29 protein-coding genes and 1 pseudogene are annotated in these 17,172 nt (G+C 50.8%); 2 read left to right on the forward strand and 28 right to left on the reverse strand.

The features are described from left to right. From JUE67_RS12705 to JUE67_RS08755, 10 genes and pseudogenes are all read right to left on the reverse strand, one after another. A pseudogene (locus JUE67_RS12705) lies at positions 1–217 on the reverse strand (hypothetical protein); the annotation flags it as partial. A 289-nt stretch (positions 218–506) separates the two neighbouring features. Next, the gene (locus JUE67_RS08715; RefSeq protein WP_203628587.1) at positions 507–866 is read right to left on the reverse strand and encodes a phage head-tail connector protein; all 360 of its coding nucleotides are present in this window, start codon (positions 864–866) and stop codon (positions 507–509) included. Beyond that, positions 866–1,744 (reverse strand): hypothetical protein, encoded by an 879-nt coding sequence (locus tag JUE67_RS08720; protein ID WP_203628588.1) that lies wholly within the window; start codon positions 1,742–1,744, stop codon positions 866–868. The genes JUE67_RS08715 and JUE67_RS08720 overlap by 1 nt, the downstream gene beginning before the upstream one ends. Positions 1,745–1,812: 68 nt before the next feature. Continuing rightward, positions 1,813–2,730 carry a phage capsid protein gene (locus JUE67_RS08725; RefSeq protein WP_203637124.1) on the reverse strand — a complete coding sequence of 306 codons (918 nt, stop codon included), beginning with the start codon at positions 2,728–2,730 and terminating at the stop codon, positions 1,813–1,815. 12 nt (positions 2,731–2,742) lie between these two features. Next, the gene (locus JUE67_RS08730) at positions 2,743–3,294 is read right to left on the reverse strand and encodes a DUF4355 domain-containing protein (RefSeq protein ID WP_203628590.1); all 552 of its coding nucleotides are present in this window, start codon (positions 3,292–3,294) and stop codon (positions 2,743–2,745) included. Between the two features lie 139 nt (positions 3,295–3,433). Next, the gene (locus JUE67_RS08735) at positions 3,434–4,243 is read right to left on the reverse strand and encodes a structural protein (protein WP_225877963.1); all 810 of its coding nucleotides are present in this window, start codon (positions 4,241–4,243) and stop codon (positions 3,434–3,436) included. Continuing rightward, complete coding sequence (locus JUE67_RS08740; protein WP_203628591.1) at positions 4,167–5,687, reverse strand: phage portal protein; 1,521 nt, start codon at positions 5,685–5,687, stop codon at positions 4,167–4,169. Before JUE67_RS08740 ends, JUE67_RS08735 begins: the two co-directional genes overlap by 77 nt. A gap of 1 nt (position 5,688) precedes the next feature. Next, entirely contained in the window at positions 5,689–6,987 is a 1,299-nt protein-coding gene (locus JUE67_RS08745) for a PBSX family phage terminase large subunit (RefSeq protein ID WP_203628592.1), read from the reverse strand. After that, positions 6,971–7,534 carry a terminase small subunit gene (locus JUE67_RS08750; protein ID WP_225877964.1) on the reverse strand — a complete coding sequence of 188 codons (564 nt, stop codon included), beginning with the start codon at positions 7,532–7,534 and terminating at the stop codon, positions 6,971–6,973. Before JUE67_RS08750 ends, JUE67_RS08745 begins: the two co-directional genes overlap by 17 nt. Next, positions 7,534–7,671 (reverse strand): hypothetical protein, encoded by a 138-nt coding sequence (locus tag JUE67_RS08755; protein WP_203628594.1) that lies wholly within the window; start codon positions 7,669–7,671, stop codon positions 7,534–7,536. The genes JUE67_RS08750 and JUE67_RS08755 overlap by 1 nt, the downstream gene beginning before the upstream one ends. A gap of 81 nt (positions 7,672–7,752) precedes the next feature. Here JUE67_RS08755 and JUE67_RS08760 point away from each other — a divergent pair, with 81 nt between their 5' ends. Both JUE67_RS08760 and JUE67_RS08765 read left to right on the forward strand, forming a co-directional pair. Then, entirely contained in the window at positions 7,753–8,019 is a 267-nt protein-coding gene (locus JUE67_RS08760) for a type II toxin-antitoxin system Phd/YefM family antitoxin (RefSeq protein WP_203628595.1), read from the forward strand. A gap of 2 nt (positions 8,020–8,021) precedes the next feature. Then, the gene (locus JUE67_RS08765) at positions 8,022–8,294 is read left to right on the forward strand and encodes a Txe/YoeB family addiction module toxin (RefSeq protein WP_225877965.1); all 273 of its coding nucleotides are present in this window, start codon (positions 8,022–8,024) and stop codon (positions 8,292–8,294) included. Positions 8,295–8,723: 429 nt separating this feature from the next. On the opposite strand, the gene JUE67_RS08770 is transcribed toward JUE67_RS08765, so the two are convergent. The 18 genes from JUE67_RS08770 to JUE67_RS08855 form a co-directional block, all read right to left on the reverse strand. Then, complete coding sequence (locus tag JUE67_RS08770) at positions 8,724–9,143, reverse strand: ArpU family phage packaging/lysis transcriptional regulator (protein WP_164510133.1); 420 nt, start codon at positions 9,141–9,143, stop codon at positions 8,724–8,726. Positions 9,144–9,228: 85 nt separating this feature from the next. Then, positions 9,229–9,729: a single-stranded DNA-binding protein gene (ssb, locus tag JUE67_RS08775; protein ID WP_203628596.1), complete on the reverse strand. Its 501-nt coding sequence runs from the start codon at positions 9,727–9,729 to the stop codon at positions 9,229–9,231. Then, on the reverse strand, positions 9,726–10,142 hold the full coding sequence (locus JUE67_RS08780) for a RusA family crossover junction endodeoxyribonuclease (protein WP_203628597.1): 417 nt from the start codon (positions 10,140–10,142) through the stop codon (positions 9,726–9,728). Before JUE67_RS08780 ends, ssb begins: the two co-directional genes overlap by 4 nt. Beyond that, the gene (locus JUE67_RS08785) at positions 10,136–10,360 is read right to left on the reverse strand and encodes a hypothetical protein (protein ID WP_203628598.1); all 225 of its coding nucleotides are present in this window, start codon (positions 10,358–10,360) and stop codon (positions 10,136–10,138) included. Before JUE67_RS08785 ends, JUE67_RS08780 begins: the two co-directional genes overlap by 7 nt. Positions 10,361–10,468: 108 nt before the next feature. Then, positions 10,469–10,639 carry a hypothetical protein gene (locus JUE67_RS08790; RefSeq protein ID WP_203628599.1) on the reverse strand — a complete coding sequence of 57 codons (171 nt, stop codon included), beginning with the start codon at positions 10,637–10,639 and terminating at the stop codon, positions 10,469–10,471. Positions 10,640–10,642: 3 nt separating this feature from the next. Further along, on the reverse strand, positions 10,643–10,810 hold the full coding sequence (locus JUE67_RS08795; RefSeq protein ID WP_203628600.1) for a hypothetical protein: 168 nt from the start codon (positions 10,808–10,810) through the stop codon (positions 10,643–10,645). Beyond that, the gene (locus tag JUE67_RS08800; RefSeq protein ID WP_225877966.1) at positions 10,807–11,217 is read right to left on the reverse strand and encodes a YopX family phage-derived protein; all 411 of its coding nucleotides are present in this window, start codon (positions 11,215–11,217) and stop codon (positions 10,807–10,809) included. Before JUE67_RS08800 ends, JUE67_RS08795 begins: the two co-directional genes overlap by 4 nt. Further along, a complete protein-coding gene (locus tag JUE67_RS08805; RefSeq protein ID WP_203637125.1) occupies positions 11,204–11,488 on the reverse strand; it encodes a hypothetical protein in 285 nt (94 codons plus the stop codon). Before JUE67_RS08805 ends, JUE67_RS08800 begins: the two co-directional genes overlap by 14 nt. Beyond that, entirely contained in the window at positions 11,485–11,883 is a 399-nt protein-coding gene (locus JUE67_RS08810) for a hypothetical protein (RefSeq protein WP_203628655.1), read from the reverse strand. Before JUE67_RS08810 ends, JUE67_RS08805 begins: the two co-directional genes overlap by 4 nt. After that, the gene (locus JUE67_RS08815; RefSeq protein ID WP_308441139.1) at positions 11,880–12,818 is read right to left on the reverse strand and encodes a DNA cytosine methyltransferase; all 939 of its coding nucleotides are present in this window, start codon (positions 12,816–12,818) and stop codon (positions 11,880–11,882) included. Before JUE67_RS08815 ends, JUE67_RS08810 begins: the two co-directional genes overlap by 4 nt. Further along, the gene (locus JUE67_RS08820) at positions 12,788–12,949 is read right to left on the reverse strand and encodes a hypothetical protein (RefSeq protein WP_203628656.1); all 162 of its coding nucleotides are present in this window, start codon (positions 12,947–12,949) and stop codon (positions 12,788–12,790) included. The genes JUE67_RS08815 and JUE67_RS08820 overlap by 31 nt, the downstream gene beginning before the upstream one ends. A gap of 294 nt (positions 12,950–13,243) precedes the next feature. Then, positions 13,244–14,104 carry a hypothetical protein gene (locus JUE67_RS12710; RefSeq protein WP_236002637.1) on the reverse strand — a complete coding sequence of 287 codons (861 nt, stop codon included), beginning with the start codon at positions 14,102–14,104 and terminating at the stop codon, positions 13,244–13,246. A gap of 14 nt (positions 14,105–14,118) precedes the next feature. Beyond that, the gene (locus tag JUE67_RS08830; protein WP_125697318.1) at positions 14,119–14,871 is read right to left on the reverse strand and encodes an ERF family protein; all 753 of its coding nucleotides are present in this window, start codon (positions 14,869–14,871) and stop codon (positions 14,119–14,121) included. Then, on the reverse strand, positions 14,868–15,818 hold the full coding sequence (locus JUE67_RS08835; protein ID WP_203637126.1) for a DUF1351 domain-containing protein: 951 nt from the start codon (positions 15,816–15,818) through the stop codon (positions 14,868–14,870). Before JUE67_RS08835 ends, JUE67_RS08830 begins: the two co-directional genes overlap by 4 nt. Then, on the reverse strand, positions 15,808–16,110 hold the full coding sequence (locus JUE67_RS08840) for a hypothetical protein (RefSeq protein ID WP_203628284.1): 303 nt from the start codon (positions 16,108–16,110) through the stop codon (positions 15,808–15,810). The genes JUE67_RS08835 and JUE67_RS08840 overlap by 11 nt, the downstream gene beginning before the upstream one ends. After that, positions 16,110–16,373 (reverse strand): hypothetical protein, encoded by a 264-nt coding sequence (locus JUE67_RS08845; protein WP_203628283.1) that lies wholly within the window; start codon positions 16,371–16,373, stop codon positions 16,110–16,112. Before JUE67_RS08845 ends, JUE67_RS08840 begins: the two co-directional genes overlap by 1 nt. A 5-nt stretch (positions 16,374–16,378) precedes the next feature. Continuing rightward, positions 16,379–16,669 (reverse strand): hypothetical protein, encoded by a 291-nt coding sequence (locus tag JUE67_RS08850; RefSeq protein ID WP_125697322.1) that lies wholly within the window; start codon positions 16,667–16,669, stop codon positions 16,379–16,381. A gap of 2 nt (positions 16,670–16,671) precedes the next feature. Further along, complete coding sequence (locus tag JUE67_RS08855) at positions 16,672–17,133, reverse strand: helix-turn-helix domain-containing protein (protein WP_203628282.1); 462 nt, start codon at positions 17,131–17,133, stop codon at positions 16,672–16,674. Positions 17,134–17,172 lie beyond the last annotated feature (39 nt).

Here is a 17,172-nt window from a genome sequence, read left to right on the forward strand (position 1 = left end):
TCGCAACGCTCCAAACGTTGCTTTCAGACCGGCCAGATGCGATTTCATGTCCCAAATACCGAGGTGAATAATCCAGGATCTGTTTTGCCTTTGCCTGAACTTGACCGGTGGTTGTTTTCATCGCTGAAGCAGCAGCATCAATCGTTGCTTCAGCAGTAGCACCTAGTTCTTCCATCAATTTGTCGAGTCCTGACCATTTAACGTTAATGTCAGCCATTAGCTGCCACCTCCAGACACAATGAATACAGTTGACTTGCGGTTTACGAATGTCTTGTTGATTGTCCATCTGACGCCATCAAGCTCGATCTCGTTCACAGGCAATGCAGGCTTCTTTACGTGAATCTCATAGGCCATAGTGTTAACGAGGCCGTACACAGACAGCTCTTGTGCACTGGTGACTGGGATTGTCAGGCAAGTGACCGTCTCACGCGTCTCTGTTGGCCTGTCATGCAATGGATCAGCCGGTGGCGACTTCCTAATGAGTGTGATTCGATTGTTGTATCTCATTACACAAACCTCATTCCCGGACGGCGGCTTTGCGATGACTCGCGATAAACGTCAAGACCGTCAGCATATTTAGACAGATCAATGGTTTCCCATGTATTTGAGACATTACCCTCGCCGCTGGCCGTTTTTCCTTCGTCACCAATGCGGTTGTACATCTTAACCACAACGTCCTTAATTACCCATGTAACAGCGGTTGGCACTGTCTGGTTGATTACACCGTCTTGGTTGATATAAGCCAGCACGCGAGCATTTACATCACTAATAAGGTCATTCAGCAAGTCATCTTGCAGCGTATCGGTCAAACCGATGCGAAGCTTCACGCTTGCCAAAATCTCTGCGTTTGTATCTGAATCAGCCATCATTTCACCGCCTTTACTGCTTGAACATACTTGTATGAGCACTTCGACTTGTCAACAAAGCTCAAATCATCTTCAAATGGCGTGTGATTAACATACTGTCCCTTGAAGAACAAGTGTTTGTCATCAACTGTGACGCCAGCATTGTGCATGATCTTGGCTTCATTCCATCGCTTGACCGGATCAGTAGCCCAACAAAAATCGAGCTCATCACTGATGACGGGCCCGATGTTGAAGTACATCATATTCCACAACTGTGACCACATTTCAGCGGTCCATTTTTGGATATTGCTGTCGACTGTCTGCAAATACTGCCACAGTCGGTTGCTGTCGGCATACACCTTGCGCCAGTAATCTGCTGATGGGTGACTGATGACCCACTGGGCGCCGCCCGAGTTGTGATTGATTGTTTCAAGCGAGTCAATCGTAACCCCGATAATATCAGCCATATGGCCAAGAATCTGCTGACCATTTTTGCATTGCCCAATATAATCGAGGCTGAGATAGCCATTAGTATCGCTACAAAGCCATCTATCAGGCTTTGCTTTCAGCTTGCGAAAGTCTGGACGTTTTCGGAATATAACATCGCTATCGAAGTAGAAATAGTCCTCGTTCTCACGTTCAGGGTCTTCCGCTAGATATTGCCACCAAAGCCAAGGCTTCACAGATGGAATATATTGCTTGTCTGAGCGCTTGTCGGTGTACGTGTGTACTTCTACCCCATATTTGCTTACAAGCGTTTCTGGCACCTTATAATCATGCGCAGTGAAGAGCAAAACGACATCTTTCATGTCAAACCCGACACTTTGCAGATTGGTTAGGCAGACTTCCAGCTCCCACTCAAAACGCTTAATGGCAGGTTGACACAAAATAAGCTTCATTCTGTCCTCCAATCAGCCGCCCGGTTTCCCGTACTGTCCTATTTCGATAGGCGACTTAGATCAATTAATTAAGCGTGCGAGGTGGTAGTCGTAGTGGTCGGCGCCACAGTCGAAGTTGTGGTAGTTGCTGACGTCCCGGCAGTGAAGATTGCCTGACGGTTGTCATCGCTGATCCACTGGCCTGCCTTACCAGCACCTTGCAAAGCAACGCCCGCAAAGTTCTCGGATTGAATCGTCCGAACAACGTTGATACCGGTGAACGCACGGCCAATGTTGTCAGGCGAGAAGATGATGGCCTTACCAGCCATGTAACGAGTATGCGTCTTGGTAACAACGATGTCGCGGAAGCGAACAATGCCATTTTCATCAATGTTCACAGCAGAACCTTTGTAGCTGGTTACCAACTGATGATCGATGATTGCGTTGTAAACCTCGGCAGTCACGTATGCGCGGACCGGAACAACTACTTCAAGGTCGGTGTAGCGTTCGGACGCTGCCTCGAACACCTTGTTAACATCATCAACCGCACCCAGATCAGCCGCAGCGCTAGCAACCAAATAAGCGCCCAGCTTGCCGTTGAACAACCGTGTCTTAGCCTGTGCCTGCAAGTTCAAACGGTCGGCAACTGCCGCGTTTAAATCGTTGTTGACAGTGAACTGGTCGATACCTTCGTTGAAACTCCATCCAAAATCATAAGGAACATCGATGTCTCCATAGATGATTTCCTTCATTGGCCCGAAGCGGTTAGAGTTGCTAGTACCAGTACCGAACGCAACGTTGGGATCCTTGCTGTAATCGCCAACGGCTACCGGCACGTCATTTGCCTTGACGCTGAAAGCAATCGCGTTGTTTTGAATGCCATCGAGCGCTTGCAGATCACCGAATGTTGGGGTGAAAGTACTTTGAACACCGAACACGGTTTGCATCATTGCGATAAACTGTTTTTGATAGAGACGTACTGGTAAATTGTTGTTTTCTGTAGCCATACTAGCTACCTCCTATTTTTTCTTGTATTGTGCCATGATTTTCTTGAATGGATCATCAGCACCATCAAGGGCAGAAGCACCATTCTTAGGAGAGTCAGTTTGCAGTTTGGCTTCAACCTGCTTGTTGACCGTTTCCTGAATTGTCTTTTGAATATTTTCAACAGCCGTCTTGATCTTGCCAGCATCACCCAACGCGACCAGAGAGCCAGCAAAGTCAGTTGGAAGCCCTTTATCAACGAGCAATGACTTCGTGCTTGTCGACAATTCGCGCCGATTTAGTTCAGCCTCACGCTTATCTAGTTCTGCCTGTCGCTGTTTCTCAAGCTCTTTGGTCTTTTCATCTTCGGTCATCTTAGCAAGCCGAGCGCCTTCGCTCTTTGCGTCCTCAAGTGCCTTAGCCTGTTCCGCTTGCCATTTAGCCTTAGCTGTTTCAAGCGCCTTAGCTGCACGCTTATCGGCCTCGCTGTCAAGCTGAGCCTGTGTGTACGTGGTCGGTGCCTGAGTGGTCGTTTCGGTTGTTTGAGTTGATTCAATTTCTTCTTGAGCCTGTGTTTCTTCTGCCATGATGGTGCCTCCTGTTTAGCCCAAAACGAATAGACATGCTTAACGACCCCAGCCACACCATTCAGCCCAGCCACGATCACACGTCTATCACTTCACGCTATTATTTTTGAGCAGTTTAGGGACTTGCTCAGGTCACATATTATTCGTCAACTTCATCGCCAGAATCATAAGCGGCCCATGAGCAAAGGCAGTTAGGGTGAGCCGGTATCATGCCATCGGCTTGCTTTAGCGTGTAAATTTCGCCACTATGCTGTAGGCATATGTCGCACGCACCTGAGTTGATAACCCACACAACTTTCTTATATCCGGCCTCACGAGCATTCACAATGCTTTGATGAGCCATGACACGGTCGCTTTCTGTTCTGATAATGCGATCTGACTGATATTTCATGACACCGAACTTCTTGCGAAGCGCTGGGCTCTGTGTGATTGGATTGCTGTGCGTCAGCAGCGCATTCTTCATCATCTTAGCCAAATCATTGCGCAACGCGTCTTGATTCGACCAGATGCGATCGCTCCATGTAGCACCATCAAGTAATTGATCAACAATTGAAGTGTCGGCTTTGATTTTCTTGCCGTATATCGATGATCCGAGTTTAGCTGTTTCTTCAACCAGACTGCCTAGCGATGATCCAATGTACCGAACTACCGAAATAGCCACGGCAGTTGAGTATACATAGGCGGCATATGATAGCAGTTCATCGTTGTTAGCGACTGATTTCTGCTGAACGCCTGCTGACTGTGCATCTCGATCAATACGTTCCTTCAATTCTGGATCGTAGTACCGTGAATCATCAGCGTGTGTGTATTCTTCGTGCTTCTCATTGAATGCATACCAGAACGCCATGAATGCTGCTGTGTATTTGGCAACATCACTTGCGATCTGACGGTGCTTCTTGTCCTGCTTGTCCGCGAACGCCTTGATCCGTTCCTTCGGTGTTTTCGTCATTGTTCGTCAAATCCTCGCTGTACTCACTGTCTGCTCGTTGTTTGGCAATCATATCGGTAATCTCTTGCGGATCAGTGACGCCTGGTGCAAATCTGTACAAGTATTCTTGTGGCAGTGTCGCACCCGCAGCAACAAGCGCTTGAATCTGTGTGATATCATCTGTTGGCAAGTTGTCGCGGAAAGTGAACTGAATCGTATTAGGATCCGTCTTCATGCCACCTGAAACGCTTTGATCCAATGCATAGATAATTGAATAGCGCTGATAAAGCGATTTCTCAAACATTCTCCGCTTTATTGCCGCTAACTCGACAGTGCCTAGCAGTTTGTACTTCATTGCAACGCCAGAAACATTGGCTGCAAAGTTGCTGTCTGTCAGGTCTGGCGTGTGGCTGAACTTATGAATGTCCTCCGCTACACGTTTCTTGTATGCTTCGGTGCCGCTGACGTCATACTCTTTGTTAATATACTTCGCGTCAACGCTTGTCTGCTGACCTGTTGCTGTCATTCGAGACTTGAGCAGCAGCATGTTGGCGTCTTTCTGTTCCTTAATAAGCTCTAGCTTGTCCTTAGCGAGCGTCTTCATTGCTTCGGGATCGTTGGGGTCGACACCGCTTAGAAGCGTGCTGCCGTTAAACAGAGCATCAATATCGCCACTGATTACCAGCAGCGCATCGTTAAGGTCGGTCATGTAGTTGGCTGTGTCCGACTGGGCGGAATCGTATAGGTCAATCAGTGAGATCACGTGTTCAAAGTCACCTGTTCGGAACCGGTTGTTGTCATACTCGACAACGGGAAACACACGAATGATCTCGCTGTGATCCAAATACATTGCGCCGCCAACCGTTGTTGGCTTGTACACGTCATGTTCTGCCGCTGTCCACGTTTCAGGAATGATGTCGATGATTGTCTTGTTGTTCTCATCAACCAACTCTACCGAATGATAGCGAACAGCCATGATTGGTTGCGGATCAACGTCAAGCGAGTAGATGACGAACGTGTCAAGCGGATCTAAGCGCACGCAATGCTCGATTGAGTCACTACCGTAGTAAACGTACTCGTAAGCACGCCCATATCGCGTCATATCGAGGAACAGATCATAGTTGAGCGCGTCCAGGTCGTTCACGCGTGTAATCTGATCGAGCCGTTTGTCATCTTCATCAAGCTTCACATTCACTGGATTACCAACAGAATAGGCTGTCTGGAAATCAGCAATGTACTTGCCGAACGAATGAACGGCTCGATGGTCTGACTTGCCAGTTTCGATGCGCCGTGACTGCGGCTGTAGAATGCCTTCATTCTGTCCTTTGTAATATCGGTCAAGCTTTTTCAGCCGTGGAAGCTGATATTCGTGGTGGTGGAAAATGAACTTCATGATCCGATCCGGAGTGAGGTTCGTAATGTCTTCTTGGTAAAGTAAGTTTGATTCTTCAAATAGATCCATCATGTCACCCCAATCCTAGATTTTTGATTGTCTGAATACGTTCTTGGTTACTCATGTAATGGCCGGCAGTTCTGAACATAAACGGTTCCATCGCATAACGTAATGCATCAATTGCATGGTTATTAGCATCGACTGGTGTGTTCGTCCAGTTATCGAATTTGTCCTTTGAATAAACGTAAGTGTTGAATTCTTCTAGCAAGCCTTTAACACGCGGGTGAACAACAAAATGGTAAGACTGCATGTATTGAATGCCTTGTGAGACGCTGTCTTTGCCCTTACCAGCGCCTATGATGTTCGGGACACCATATACACCGGACAACTCGGATATGAGTCTCTGCTCGGCACTGTCAGCCGTTATCTGCAAGCCGTAGCCTTTGTGTTGTCCGATAGCCTCAGCAATCTGCTGCGTCAGCATTCCTTGCTGATAGAACTCATCGTAGATGTACGCGACACGGTTCTGCTGATCGATCGCCATGAACTCGCCTGCTGTCGGGTCGTGCTTGAACCCGAAGTCAAGGCCAACCGCTTTTGGCAACGATGCAATATCTTCCATATTGAAATCACGCTGCTCGAACAGCCCATCAAACACAAGTCCCTCTGCAATTCCCCAGTCACCATATACGGCAACACGGGCACGATTAGGATTGCGCTTAACCATGTCTTTTAGACTTGCAATGTAATCATCGTCCAGATATGGGTTGTCCTTGTATGTGGTAGTGAACGACTTAGATCGTGGGTTCTTTGTGTCTTCATCGAAGAACTCACGTTTAAGCCAATGCTGATCACTCCACGGGTTGAATGTGATGATTGACTGGTAATAGCCATTAGGATCACTGATCTCGCCACGCATTGTTTCCTCAACGGTCTTGAACGCGTCCAGTGACTTAAGCTCGTATGCTTCCTCCCACCAAGCTCTAGCAAGGACGCCGGTGGTCGGCTGCAATGAGGTGACTGCCAACGGCTTATCCATCCCACGAAAAAACACCTTCTGGCCGGTTGGCTTAAAGGTGATTTCTAGTGGTGACAGTGTGAACTTGAATAGATCGTAAACGCCCAACCTGAATGCTGCCTGTTGGATAGTTGAATATGTCGAATCTTTGTTCGTATATGCGTATTGGCGAAGCACAATCCAGTTTACGTAAGGGTGCAAGATGATCTGCATGATTACGTCTTCAGCAACAGAGAATGACTTGCGCGATCCACGACTACCTTTGTATGTCAGATAGCGTGTTTTGTCATTGTAAAGCGGTGCATAAGCCTTGGGGACGATTGAACCCAGATCAATGTTAATCTGCACTGTCATCGCCTCCGTCTTGCCGGATTGGCGTGATGTTGATGTTGATGTTGCTTGTGTCTTCGCTAGTTTCACGTTTGGCCTTGGCTTCCATGATGTCAGCCTCAGCATTAGACTTGCGAACATCAGCCTTAGTTTTGGCAACCTGCTGGTCTTCGAGCTCCTTGCTTGAGTTCCTGAGCATGCCCTTATACTTCAAATACAATTCAAGAGCTTCGACCTGCTGTTTAGGCCCTGGTGAATACTTCATTGTCGTGTCTTCTATCATCATCTTTTGAAGGTTGTCATATGTCGAGCTTCTGGCAGTGATCTCACGGCCCATTCCAATATCAAGCAAGTGGATAATTGCCTTATCAACATCGAGATCAGCCTTGCGTTCAATCGGCTGCAGTCTCTGTTTCATGTAAGCTTGAATTTTAGGGTTTTTTAGGGTTTTCGCTGCGTTAGCCCCAATGTTGTGTGGCGAATATCCAGCGGCTCTCGCAGCCTCTGTAGCGTTGCCTCCGTTGGTAAGATAGGCATCAGCGAACGCTTTCTGCCGCTTGCTTAGTTTCATCACATATCACCACACCTCCCGCGCTTCTTCTTGTCATCTTTAGTCTTCTTGTCGTGTTCCTCTTTGGCGAGTTTCCCGATGATCCGGGCCTCGGCCTTCGACATGTAGCCGTACTTGGTCATCACCATTTGGCTCATATAATCCCTCCGCTTGACGTACGTCATCGCGTGCGTTATCATAAACTGCGTACGGAACTCCGTACGGAAAGGGTGGTAAACATGGAGGTATTAACTCCGACCAAGGCTCGCAGTGGCCTATATGCTGTCATCACTAACGTTAACCGCGACAGCGCCCCCGCATTGATTGCTGGTGCCGATGATGATAAGAGTGCCTACATCGTTGGCAAGCGCGACTACGAGGCGATGCTCGAAACGTTGGCGCTATTGACTAACGGTCAGTTGCAGGACGCCCTGGCCCGTGAGAACGAGCCGGACGCGCCGGGAACTATTGATGATCTGATTGCCGAAATAGATAACGAGGATTGATCGTGGAAGACTGGATTATCAAATATAAGGCAGCTTCCAAAAACGACATCCGCAGGGTTCTCAAGAGTCCCTATCGTACCAGCTTTCTGAGCATCCTCGACGTCCTGAAAAAAGATCCGTACGCCCCGACACAATCGTTTGAGAAGTTAGCTCCCCCTGGGGCAGGTAAATATTCTCGGCGCATCAATGGCCAGAATCGTGTCGTTTACACGATCGACAAAAGCAATCACGTCATTCGCATCTTATCGGCTTGGTCACATTACGAGTCAATGTAGCCCGCCACGCGGGCTATTTTTTTGCACAAAAATAGCACCGCGTCCGAGGACCAGTGCCGTGTATATGATGGGACGATGACTGTTTTCCGCCGGCTCGTCGCTAGAATAAAACTCTCGTGCCGAGGCACTATGACCGCCAGCAGTTATCCACCGACTGACGGTTGAAACAGAATCTTCTACTTGGAGGAGTAGAAGTTGAAAGAAAGTTGGCCCCTTGGGGGGGTGGGCCATGTAGTCGGCGGGTCTTGAACCAGCCTCCTTCCAGTGCATTTTGCACTGGTGCTCTTCCTGATGAGCTACGGCTACAAATTGTGGTATTGGGTGGTCAACCACATTGCGTCCCGGGCACGCTCTACCTGCTACTTGATTAATACCAGTATAGCACCTGTTTCTTAACTAAGCGCTGAATTTTTTCGGACAAAAAGCGGACTAAAAACGGAATTTTAAGCACTGCCCATGTTTGAATGCTTCTGCGAACCACATCAGCGCTTGACGCTTTACATAGTCCACTGCATCTTTATTTGCTAGGCCCACTCGAGCAGCTATCTCTTCAGCCGTCATCGGGGCGGGGGTGCAAAATGAGTAATAGAGCACCCAGTAAAATTGAAATGGCATACTGGCCAACGCGTTACGCATTGCTGCATACTCTAGATCGGCGTTAAAACGATCAGTGAGCTTGGCCTCAACGGAGTTCTCGAAGCTTTGTGTTCGTGGCATACCATCAATTGAAGGCGACTTGATGTCAACAAGTGGCTCCCCCACCATGCGTGCGTATCGTCTGTATTCTTTGAGCACTTTCCGCGCGTTGTCTCGACTTGCTTGCTCATCCACATCTGGAACTAATGCCATCACCTGCGTCACCCCTATGCTAGAATAGATTTGTCGGAAATATTCGGAGCGTGCCAGTGATGGTGCGCTTTTTTCTTGCCTAAATTCAGAACGGCAGGTCGTCGTCGGAGATGTCGATCGGTCCACCGCTATCTGGGAACGGATTGGTGGCCGCCGTATTTGCACCATGATTGGCCGCATTCGACGCGTTGGCCGATGTAGGCGTAATTGAGCCGGAACCAGTGTTCGACGTCGAATAGGCCCCGCCATTTGCTTCTGGCGTATCCTTCTTCGTGTCCAAGAACGTCACGTTGTCGACATTGACCTCGGTCACGTATACTCGCTTACCGTCCTTGTCGTCATATGATCGTGTCTGCACGCTACCGTTCACGCCGACTAGGCTACCCTTGTTGATATAGTTCGCCAGGTTCTCGGCGGCCTTTTTCCAAATGACGCAGTTGATAAAGTCAGTCTCTCGTTTGCCTTGCGCGTTGAGATAGTTTCGATCGACCGCCAACGTGAACGTTGCGACGGCGGCTCCAGATTGTGTGTACTTGAGTTCCGGGTTACGTGTGAGGCGCCCCGTTAGTGCCACGACATTTGTCATGTTTTATCCTCCTTGATTGCTTCGACGACTACCTCGACGCGCGGGGTGTCGCTGTAGAATTTTTCAATCTTTGCCTCGACAATCTGGTTGTCATCCAGCCACACGATGCCCTTCATCGCGTCCGTGACGGCCTTAAAGACGTTGTCGACGTCTGGCTTCACTACCGGTCGAACGACGCCTTGCGCTTTCTGGGCACGTAGCTTCGAGCTACCGGCTTTTTGGATTGACCGGAACATCTTTACCTCGCAGCGGACAGGACCCGATATGGGCGGTTCTGTGACCGCCTGCGTGGTAAACTGTCGCACCAGAGCTTTATAGTTGCGAGATTTGGTGGGATCGTATGCACGCCCCGTCCGCGTGAAGCAAGGTCTCCCCTGCGCTACCGGTTCCCCCGGGATCACGATCATCACCATTTATGTTTCCTCTGGTCGAGGATCGTCTCGACCCCCACAGCGATGAACGCGATCAGGATGAACCCGATAACGATTACCGCAGACGCCACGATCGGCATAAACGCCCACATCCACGAGTACGTGGCAAATCCGAAGGCCTTAGCCGCTACCAGAATGAGTGTCAACAAACTAACTAACCCCAGACCTTTCTGTGATGTGCTCTTTTCATCGTCGTCCATGCTTTCCCCCTAATACGACTGTCCCCGCGGTCCACAGCGCCAGCCCGAGCAAGCCGCCCGACACCGCGCCGAGGATCGTGCGAACGATGATCCCGATTTCGTGTATCATCACCGATCACCCCCGAGATGGATGCTGCTGTCGATCAGCTCATCCAGTGTCATTTTCCCGCCATAATGCTTGCGTTCGGATGTCAGCTTGATAGCGGCCTCGTTGTCCTCGCGTGCCTGCATCATGCGGCGGCGCTTCTTCTTGATCGCGGATTTCTTACGATGCTTCATATGTCAATCCTCCAGAACGTACACAGCCGCGGCTATCAAAGCGACATCAACAAATGCCATCGTAATAGTGATAAACCAAAGCCCTTCAACAGCGGTCAGTACTGCGACTAACGCGCAAACAATGAATGCGAGCACAGTGACCGTGCAATAGACAATCCGCAATTCCTTCATACCGGCGCCTCCAGTAGCTTCGGATTCTCAAATATGTTCCCGATGACCTCGTATGTTCGATAAAAATTATTGTTCCAGATGCTATATTCTTCCCCATCTCCCGATTTGTATTGAAACATGGGGCGACAATCACCATACTGAACTACACCACTTTTAGGAGTCTCGTATTTTGTTTTAGGGTGAGTAACAATAATATCGCCTTCGTAGATCTCTCGGCCGTTCTTGTCGTGCAAGCCGATGTACTGCATAATCTCGAATTGATCTGAGAAACCATCATTGCCCGATTCCGGTCCTGCTTCTCGGCCTGCCTCAATCCAGTCAATTTTGCCATCGTAAAACTCAAAATAATCTGGAATCATCATTGTATTCGTGTTATGGTCCCAAACTCTGAACTTAATCTCCCGCATTTTCATCGTCCTCCCAATGTCCACTGGTTATATAGCCTGCCCCATTCTGAATAGTCGTCACCGCACCGTCTTCAAAAGTTACGCTACTGACAACACCATAAGTCTCTGTATCAGTAATGCTAGATTCTTCGATTTTGGTCACTTTGCCATGATTTTGATACACGGACCGGTCATTCTGAATATCGAAAACAGGCAACTCACCCACCTTGTAACCGCGATACCGATATGGGTTCTCAACTTCAACAGAATCTTGTACCCAATGTTTACTCATTTCGCTTCCTCCAATTTCACGATTTCGCCGGTTTCCTCAACGCGCCAGACGCCTAGCACCCATGCTTTTGCCATTGTTTCTTGCTTGCGCCGATAGCCTACATCATCGAACCCGTTGGCAATGTCTCCATCTTTGAATGCCATCCACCACCTAACGCTTTCAGGCCGCATTTCCATACATAGCGCATCTGCCAAGGTAGTATTCCCGTGCTTGCATTCTTTGATCCATTCACTAACCGATTTCGGAATCACCGGCAGATCGTCTGGCAAAGCGGCGGCGTAACGGCGCTTATAGTCGCCCAGTGACTCACGCGGCCATCCGTTGAAATAGATTTGATAACCCGCTAGGCGGTCAAGCACGGCATCGAATACGTCCTGCTTCGTTTCTTTAGTCATACGATCATCTCCTCAAATATTGATTCAAATATTGGCACCGGAATGCTGTTCCCGGCCTGTTTGTATAGTGCCGTCTTCCCATTCACGCTGGCCGCGGCATCGAAGTCAGCATCGGAGTACCCCTGCAGTCTCCAGCACTCGCGTGGAGTCAGCAGACGGAACCGGCCGTCTCCGAGCGGCACCACACCGCTGTTAGGATTACGGTTCTGCTTGGTCGTTATCGTCCAGCTCCACCGGTCGATTGGCATCAGTCGCCCAGCGAACGCACCACCAGAGGCGCCAGGCAAGCGACTTAGCATCGAAGGACTGTCGATGATGTAGTCATCCTCCACGCAGCTCTCCAGCAACTCGCTGATTGGCCGCATAGCTGACTGTCTCAGCCGCCAAAAGTCGAATGGCTGTCCGCCGAGCACTGACACCGTGAACACCCGCTCGCGATATTGTGGCAGGCCGAACTGTCTAGCATCCAGCACGGCGTTTGTGGTGGTGTAACCGAGGCCATCCAGCACGTCGCAATATTTGGCGTAGTTAGCCGCCATGCGTTTCTGAAGCACGCCTTTGACGTTCTCCCAGATGATAATGCGTGGACGCCACACGCCCATTTGCTCAACGATCTTTAGCGTCTGCCACATGAGACTCGACCTCGTGCCACTGCCTTCATCTGCCCCCAGCCTCCGTCCGGCAATTGAGATGTCCTGGCATGGTGATCCGTGGATGAGAATGTCCGGCTTCAAATCATATCCAATGACGTTCTGCGGATCATACTTCTGGCCATCAAACATCGCGTTGTATGACCGCACGGCTGCTGCATCTATCTCAACATAATCGATCGATTTCACCGGAACGCCAAGATTGCGGAGGGCAATGCGAGGTGATCCGATGCCACCGAATAGCTCTAAAATTTTTAGAATAGGCTCATCTCCTGACTCATCCAGACGTCCGCATACGGCACAAGGGCTTCATGGCTTGGCCAGTCCGGCAACTGTATGGCCACACCGTCTAATACAGCCATACTCACTGGATACTCGCCATGTGGGTACTGGGTGCCGTGGTAGTATGCTGTCATACTTGCTTCCTCCCGATCGCCCATGCTCCAACGCCGATTTTCGACACTATAACGGGCTCGCTCAGTGTGATGTGCACTCGCTGACGATCGCTCTGTGCCCACCCATGCTTTGATTGCCGGTTAATCCACGGATAGCAAAGTTCCTTGTATTTGGCCGTGAAGTAAGACTTACCGCTTTCGAAGCCAATAACTTGATAACTCATAGTTCCTCTACCTCGATTTCCACTCGCGGTGTGTCGCTGTACCACTTGCTTCCTCCTCCGGTTCCACCGTGGACTACCGTCCCTTCCACGATCATGCATCACCTTTCAGTTTTGCCATACGTTCCGCCAGCTCAGCCTCCTCATCAGGGCTTAACTCATCACCAGTTGCTGGCTGATCAGCATTCAACCATCCTGGCGTTGCCTCCTGCCGGCCGCTCGGTTCCTGCAGCTTCGCGGGCTTGCTGGTATCGTACTCGCTCATCCAGCCGTGCCCCTCAAACCAGTTACCCGCCGTCTTGATAAATCCCGTCTGCACGTGGTTCAGTGCAATATAGGCCTTATATTCGGCAATCTTGGCCAGGACGGCAGCCTTCGTAGTTTCCCCGCTAGTCACCGCCTGCACATACGTTTGTTGTGCCTGGGCAAAGTTTCCGCCTTTGCGTGGGTATGCGGGCCATAGCTCACTAACAAACTCCTCGGCCGGGCCGATCACACGCTCATTTCCCCCGTGGGGGGTAAGGGGGGTGTTCTTAATAGTCAAGTCATAGTCAAGTACTGGTAAGTACTTATGCGGGGTAGTCTGGGGTACTGGTATGGGGGTAGCCTGGGGTACTGCTAGGGTGTTGTCTGGGGTACTACTAGCAAGTTGCTTGGGGTGCTCGCCGTATAGCTGAACCAGTTTGTAACCCGGGCTTTTCTTTGACTTACTTCCGGGGGTGTACTCAATCAAGTGTTCTTGTACCAGCCTATTCCGTGCGGCTTTAACGCCCTCTTCGGTTAGGCCGGTGCGACTGGCTATGATCGAATTGCGCAACCTGAATTGATGCTCCATTTTGCCCTCGTCGTTCGCGTAGTCTAATAACTCGCGATACAGGCATACCTGGCCCAATGAGAGCTCCAATTCTTCTGTGAGCAATTTACGAAAAGCCCGACGCTGCTTGAAATAATCCATCTTGGTGTCACCCCCTAAAACGGAAGCGGCGGTACTTCACCATCATCACCCGCCCCGGCCGTTTCTGGATCCGGCGCGGTCGTTACCATGTCCTGGAACGCCGCTGACAACGCAACGAAATTCTCAAGGGTCAGTGACCCAAGTTTCACGGTCCCGACGTTCGCACGTTGGACAACCGCCGTATATACCTCGTTGGCATCACGATGTTGTTCCTTGGAGAACGCCTTGATCCGGTCTAGCAACTTCTGCTTGTCGTCATTGCCCGCCATACGTTCCGCAGGCGCGGCTTGTTGCGGGGGCCGATGTTCTTCCCGGCGTGGCGTTGAACGTGGCTGTGTGGTACGTGTGGGGCGCTGTTGGGTCTCCTGCGTGCGATTGGAGGCCGCGTTCCCGTCGTCGTCCGCGTCTCCAACCAGTCCGAACGCTGTCTGCAGCGTGTAGCGGCGCGCGTACGTTTCGGCGGATCCTAACTCCTGCGCCGTGCCCTTACCGGCCGGCATCGTCAGCGGTGAAAACTCGATGTACTCGCCTGAGTCGTGGAAGATGATCGTTTGGACCGTCACGCCTTGCTCGCTGTTGCATACGTCCTGGGTCCATGACAGCCCCGTGCCTTTTGTCCCGGCGTCGACCGACTTGATGACCGCCGACAGGTCCGAGTACTTTGACTTGGTGAACGGGTTCGTCGCGTTTTTGTCTGGTTGCTTCACCTGCTCGCGGAATTTGCGCATATCCTTGATCAATTCGATTGTGCTTTCTGACCGTTTCATGGGCGGGCCTCCTTGATCGGCTCGTAGTCGATCCCGTTTGCCTTCATCCAATCCGCCAGCGCCCACATCTGATCAGCGGTCGCGGTGATCCGGAACGCGCGGACAAATTTTCGTTCATCCTGCTTTGGCTCCGGCTCAAGTTCCATCTGTTCAACCGCCACGACTTCACCAGTCTCCGTATCGACCGTTTTTTCGCCGATCTGTTCCTGGTTCAATGCTGCGACCGCTGCGGCGGCCTCTGCGCGTTTCTGCGCTGCCTCCGCCTCTTGCTTCCGCTGCATCATCGCGGTGTCCATACGTGGGCGAATATCGACGAAGGACGTGTGATCGTCAATCTGGGCAAGCCAGCCGCTCGGGTCCATGTCGTTTGCCGCGGCATATGCCTTGACCGCCTCCCGATCAGCGATTACCTTCTTGGCGTGGTCCTGAATGCCCAGGAGATCCTGGCCCAGTTCGCGGATAAATGTTGATTGTGACGTTGAAGCATTTAACCAAGTCGGCCGCACCGGAACGTTCGCCGGGTCGATGCCGTATTCCGGAGCCACTTCGTTGATCGTTTGCTCGACCATCTGCCGCTTACGTTCCCGGTCTTGTTCAGCAAGCGCCCCTGCGGCCGTATCGATCGGTTTAACGGCCTTATCGATGATGCCGATTAATTCATCGACCTTTTGCTTAAACGCGTCATACGGTTGTTCATACGTTTTATGGATCGAAATACGCCGATCGTTGACCTGCTTCTTGAGCCCATTCAGTTTCGACTTGACCTTCTTGGCTTCCTTAACGGTTGCCTCGTTGACCTCCATCGACTCGAACTGTTGCGTATATTGCAATAGTTGCGACTTGAGCTCGTCGAAGTGATCGAACTCGATTGTTGCCGGCGTATAGTCGACCGTGTACTTGATCTCGTCAACGGCCACCATAGACGTTCCGCTGTCATTAGTTGTCATGTGGCATTGCCCCCAATTTCTGTTCTGCGTATTCTTGCAGGTCATAATCCGCCACGATGTCGCCGTATGCTGCGATAATCATGTACTCGGCATCAGGATCCACCTCTTCGCCGCGCCAGTCCTTTTCGCCATCTCGCATCGTGTACCCGTCCATGCCGAACCATTTCTCGAGGTAGGCTGGAAGATCCTCAACAGACACCGTGTCGTCGAAGATGTCGAGGTACGGTTCCTTCCAGCGAAGCAAGTCATGGTTCTGCCAGTCCTTTTCAATTCCATACATTGATGTGCTCATCACTTCGCCGCCTTTCGCTCAAGGCCGCTACGTGCTACACTGAATGGGTAAATATTATTGTTAAAGTTCTTAGCTCCGGCGGTTGCCTCCGCTGGGGCTTTTTTTGCGTTCAGCTCGGCAATGTCTTGCTCCGTGTAGCCGAGTAGCTTCGCAGTGTGCTTGTTGTTTGCGAGTTTCTTGTCTACCCAGTCCATCAGCGGGCTTTCTGTCAGCGCCCACAGGCTGAATACGATTGCGATGATCCAGATCAAAATGTTCAGCATTTTTGTTACCTCCAATTGTGCGTTGTCATGTACTCATCAACCGCGCGCGGCCAATACCGGCGCTGGGTTCCGTTCGGGTAGCTGGGAAAGCTCGGGTCATCCAGAATGGCGCTCAGGTTGTCACCCTCGGAGATGCGGAGCATCTTTGAAGCCTCAGCACGCGTCATGCCTTTCTGCGGCACCAGCTCCCGAACCGCCTCTTTGACTAGCTTCGGCAGCTCAGGGCGCAACTGCTCGGCGACCAGCTTCGCCAGCTCTTTGGTGAACTCATAGTTCGCCGTTGTCACGATGTCCATGTTCAAGCCCCCTCAAGATCCCAATCTTCCAAGATAGCTGCCAGATACGATTGCTCGGATCCAATCTGTTCTGACAGCTCCTTGACGTATCGCTCGACCGCTTCGCGATCATCCATCGTCCGTGCGCCCCGGCGCTTGCTCAGCACCAGCAGGATCTGATTGTCGAGCCGCTTCCGGTCGTCCGCTTCTTTCTCTGTTGAGAAATAGTGTGCCTGCGGCGTGTCCTCGATGCTCTTGTCTTCCACGATCTTCAACCCAACCAGCGCCAGGCCAGCTTCCAACTTGAAACGATATTCGCCAATGACCTTCGCCACCCGGATCAGCATTAATTCTGGGATCGACCCCCGGGCACTCCAGTTGCTCATTGCCGACTGACTGATGTGGATCTCCTGCGCCAGCGTCACCTTACTTATACCGGTGCGATCTAAGGCATTTTCAAATTGCTTGATAATGTTTGAAGTCAAAATTCCATCCCTCCTTTGGGTATTCCGTACCGCCAAATT

Origin of the sequence: Lacticaseibacillus mingshuiensis, from assembly GCF_016861785.1 — a bacterium.
Lineage (GTDB): Bacteria > Bacillota > Bacilli > Lactobacillales > Lactobacillaceae > Lacticaseibacillus > Lacticaseibacillus mingshuiensis.